The following is a 4,555-nucleotide window of genomic DNA, read 5'->3' as shown; positions in this document are numbered from 1 at the left end:
AGGTCGGCAGGTCGGCAGGTCGGCAGGTCGGCAGGTCGGCAGGTCGGCAGGTCGGCAGGTCGGCAGGTCGGCAGGTCGGCAGGTCGGCAGGTCAGCAGGTCGCAGCGCATGCGCGCTGCGACCGCCATCAGATTGAAATGCAAGGCTGCCGATCTCCGCAGGAACGGAAGCAACCGCTCCCGGACACCCGCCGGTAGCCGCAAACAAAAAAGCCCGGCTTCTACCGGGCTTTTTTCGTTCAACCGTCTTCGTTACGCGCGACCGTCGCGCAATTCGCGCCGCAGGATCTTGCCGACGTTCGTTTTCGGCAGCTCCGTGCGGAACTCGACCAGCTTCGGCCGCTTGTACCCGGTGAGCCGCTCCTTGCAGTAGGCAAGGATGTCCTTGTCGGTCAGCGCCGGATCCTTTTTCACGATGAACAGCTTCACTGCCTCGCCGGAATGCTCGTCCGGCACCCCGACCGCTGCCACCTCGAACACGCCTGGATGCGACGCCACGACGTCCTCGACTTCGTTCGGATACACGTTGAAGCCGGACACAAGGATCATGTCCTTCTTCCGGTCGACGATCTTCACGTAACCGCGCGCGTCCATCACGCCGACATCGCCCGTCTTGAAGAAGCCGTCCGGGAACATGACCTTCGCGGTCTCGTCCGGCCGGTTCCAGTAGCCGGCCATCACCTGCGGCCCGCGGATGCAGATCTCGCCCGGCTCGCCGAGCGCGACGTCGTTACCGGCATCGTCGCGGATCGCGACTTCGGTCGACGGCAGCGGCAGGCCGATCGTCCCGCTGTACTCGGTTGCCGTCACCGGGTTGCAGGTCGCCACCGGCGACGTTTCGGACAACCCGTATCCTTCGATGATCGCGGTACGGGTCTTTTCATACCAGCGCTTCGCGACGCCCTCCTGGATCGCCATGCCGCCGCCATTGGCGATCACGAGCTTCGACAGGTCGAGCTGATTGAATTCGGGATGGTTCAGCAGCGCGTTGTACAGCGTGTTGACCGCCGGAATCGTCGAGATCTGGTAGCCCTTCAGCTCCTTGATCATGCCGGCGATGTCGCGCGGGTTTGGGATCAGGATGCCCATGCCCCCCGTGCGCATCGTCAGGAAGCCGCAGACGGTCAGCGCAAACACGTGATACAGCGGTAGCGCGACAACCGTCACGAACTGCTTCACGTCCGGGTACTTCTCGTGCGCCGGATGGTGCCAGGCGCCAGCCTGCAGCACGTTCGACACGATGTTCCGGTGCAGCAGCGTCGCGCCCTTCGCAACACCCGTCGTACCCCCCGTGTATTGCAGGAACGCGACGTCGTCGGGGCCGATCTTCTGCGGCTTGAACGTCTGCCGCGCGCCTTCCGACAGCGCAGCCTTGAAGCGCGTGAACGACGGCAACTGCCACGCGGGCACCATCTTCTTCACGTTGCGCACGACGTAATTGACGAGCCACCCCTTGATACCCAGCAGGTCGCCCATCGAGGCGACGACGACGTGCTTGACAGCCGTATTGGCGATGACGGCCTGCAGCGTCGACGCGAAATTCTCGAGGATGACGATCGCCTCGGCACCACTGTCCTTCAGCTGATGCTCGAGCTCGCGCGGCGTATAGAGCGGGTTGACGTTGACGACGGTGTAGCCGGCACGCAGTACCGCGGCGATCGTCACCGGGTACTGCAGCACGTTCGGCATCATGATCGCGACGCGTGCGCCGCGGGCCAGACCGCGGGATTGCAGCCAGGCGCCGAACTGGCGCGACAGCTTGTCGAGTTCGCCGTACGTGATGCCCTTGCCCATGCAGACGAACGCGGTACGGTCGCGATACTGCCGGAAGCTCTCGTCGAGCAGGTCCGGGACAGAGGGATAAGGAGACGAGTCAATTTCGGCTGGAACGCCGGGTGGGTACGATTTCAGCCAAATTTTGTCCATACTGCGCGTCTCCTCACAGATTTTCGAATGGTCGTGCTAAAACGCATCGTAACGGCTCCCCCGCCCCGAGACAACAGGGTTAGATGTCCACTTCGAACTTCCGCGTCGATTTGTCTGATCATACGGTGATATTCGATCAAATTCGCTCAACTTCCACAAGACAATCGTAAAACGTCGCCGAATTACCCAGATCGGTCAGCGCCTGGCTCGTGACCTCGTTCGCGTTCCTGCCGTCCGGCGACAGTTTCTTCCACCAGATCGACAGCCCGACGACGAGCCCCGCGCGTGCGCGATCGGTAATCCGGGCGAGCGCCTGCATCGAGCCGCGGTCGTTGAAGATGCGGACGACGTCGCCCCCCGCGATGCCACGCGCATCCGCGTCGGACGGGTGCATATCGAGGTGCGGTTCCCCTTCCGTCGTCCGCAGGCTGTCGACGTTCACGAACGTGCTGTTCAGGAAGTGCCGGGCCGGCGGCGAAATCATCGCGAGCGGATAGCGTGCGGCGAGCTCGGGCGCCGCTTCGGCCGATTCGAACGGCGGCAGGTAGTCGGGAACAGGGTCCATGCCCATCTGCTCGAGCCGCGGACTGTAGAACTCGCACTTGCCCGATGGCGTACGGAAACCGCCGTTCGCGAACGGCGCCTCCGGCAGCTTGAGCTTCAGCCAACCTTCCCGCTTCAACGTGTCCCAGTCGCTATCGAGCGCCGGATCGTCCCAGCGAAGCGCCGCACGCGCGACCTCTTCGTCGCTGTGATACAGCGCGGGCTCGTCGAGCCCCATGCTGCGCGCGATACCACGGAAGATCTCCGTATTCGGCCGCGCCTCGCCGACCGGCGGAATCGACGGCAGGTTCGCCATCACGTAGGTATGGCCGTACGATTTATGGACATCCAGGTGTTCGAGCTGCGTGGTCGCCGGCAACACAAGGTCGGCAAAATCGACCGTATCTGTCTTGAAATGTTCAAGAACGACCGTGAACAGGTCGTCACGTGCAAAACCGGCTGCAACCTTCGAAGAATCCGGCGCGACCGCGACCGGATTCGAGTTGTACACGATCACCGCTTCGACTTTCGGCCCGAACGTCGCGTCACCCGGGTGCAGCAGTGCGTCGCCGATCGCGTTCATGTTGATGATGCGCGGCAGCTTGTGTGGCCAGCCCGGCATCAGATCAGGACGCAACAGCGCAGCCTGGTTGACCGGCGCGGACTCCGACGACGACAGCAACACCCCGCCGGCCCGGTCCCGCCACGCCCCCGTCAACGCAGGCAGGCTCGCAATCGCGCGCACGGCATTACCGCCGCCGCGAACGCGCTGCATGCCGTAGTTGAGACGGATCGATGCCTTGCGGGTCGCCCCATAGCGGCGCGCAAGATCGATCAGCTCCGACGCGTCGACGCCGCAGATCTGCGCAACGCGTTCCGGCGGATAGGACATCGCGCGGGCCTTCAGCGCATCAAAACCAAGCGTGTGGTCCGCGATGTAGTCGTGATCGAGCAGGTTTTCGGTGATCAGCACATGCATCATGCCGAGCGCAAATGCGCCATCGGTACCGGGCTTCAGTGCAATGTGCTGATGGCACTTCTCTGCGGTCAGCGAACGATACGGGTCGATCGCGACAAGCCGCGCGCCACGGCGCTTCGCTTCCTGTGCGCGCGTCCAGAAGTGCAGGCTCGACGCGATTGGATTCGCGCCCCATATCAGAATCAGCTCGCTTTCCTCGAAGTGCTCGAGGTGCATGCCGAGGCTGCCGCCATAGGTGTATCGCAGCCCTGCCGCGCCGGCTGCCGCGCAGATCGCACGCTCGAGCCGCGATGCGCCGAGCTTGTGGAAGAAGCGCTGGGCGATGCCCTCGCCCTGCACAAGCCCCATCGTTCCCGCGTAGCTGTACGGCACGATCGCTTCCGGCGAACGCGCAGCGATTTCACCCAGGCGGCGTCCGATCTCGTCGAGTGCCTCGCTCCAGCTGATCGGCACGAAGCGCCCTTCGCCCTTCGCGCCGACGCGCTTGAGCGGGACAGTGAGGCGATCGGGATGATGAACGCGATCCGCATATCGGCTGACTTTCGTGCACAACACGCCTTGCGTCGGCGGATGGTCGGGATCGCCCGTGACCTTGATCGCCTTGCCGTTCTCGACGGTCACACGCATTGCGCACGTGTCCGGACAATCATGCGGGCAGACGGCCCGGGCTACCTGAATGGCGGCGTTCATCGTTTTGAATGCAGAGATGGGGGTTCGCAAATTTTACGTGGACGCGCCGAATAAAGCGCTCATTTCGCGTCGATTCCCGGTTCTCTGACCGAAGATCCAGTGGAGGAAACAGCGGGTCATGGCGAGCGAAAAGCTGGTCACACGATTGCGTTTGCCGGTGGTCTACGGGGAAGGAGTTGCGGTCTTAATCGAAGATGCGATCAATAATCGATTGAATCGCGAAAGATAGCGGCAATGGAGAGAATTCGACGCCGCTATTGCTTGATAGCATTGGCGGGAAGGTGACGTTGGCAGCGCCGGGCGCATTTCGCGTGTCCGGCATCGCACATTTCCGTCGCTGGAATGCAAAAACCCCCGCCTTTCGGGCGGGGGTTCTTGGCTTAGGGAGCCTGACGATTACCTACTTTCACACGGGAAT

General features: G+C 62.9%; 2 protein-coding genes. Both read right to left on the bottom strand.

Annotated elements, in window-relative coordinates; genetic code table 11:
• Window positions 1-251: 251 nt before the first annotated feature.
• A complete protein-coding gene (locus tag BLA15945_RS37400) occupies window positions 252-1,925 on the bottom strand; it encodes a long-chain fatty acid--CoA ligase (RefSeq protein WP_174994760.1) in 1,674 nt (557 codons plus the stop codon).
• A gap of 136 nt (window positions 1,926-2,061) precedes the next feature.
• Window positions 2,062-4,137 (bottom strand): molybdopterin-containing oxidoreductase family protein, encoded by a 2,076-nt coding sequence (locus BLA15945_RS37395; protein WP_174994759.1) that lies wholly within the window; start codon window positions 4,135-4,137, stop codon window positions 2,062-2,064.
• Between the last annotated feature and the right edge of the window lie 418 nt (window positions 4,138-4,555).

The sequence above is a fragment of the Burkholderia arboris genome, assembly GCF_902499125.1.
Lineage (GTDB): Bacteria > Pseudomonadota > Gammaproteobacteria > Burkholderiales > Burkholderiaceae > Burkholderia > Burkholderia arboris.
The sequence above is the reverse complement of the archived record's forward strand: the minus strand, read 5'-3'. Positions and strand labels throughout refer to the sequence as shown.

Coding starts and splice junctions, on each gene's coding strand:
- BLA15945_RS37400 (WP_174994760.1), bottom strand. CDS start 1,925: ATGGACAAAATTTGGCTGAAATCGTACCCACCCGGCGTTCCAGCCGAA.
- BLA15945_RS37395 (WP_174994759.1), bottom strand. CDS start 4,137: ATGAACGCCGCCATTCAGGTAGCCCGGGCCGTCTGCCCGCATGATTGT.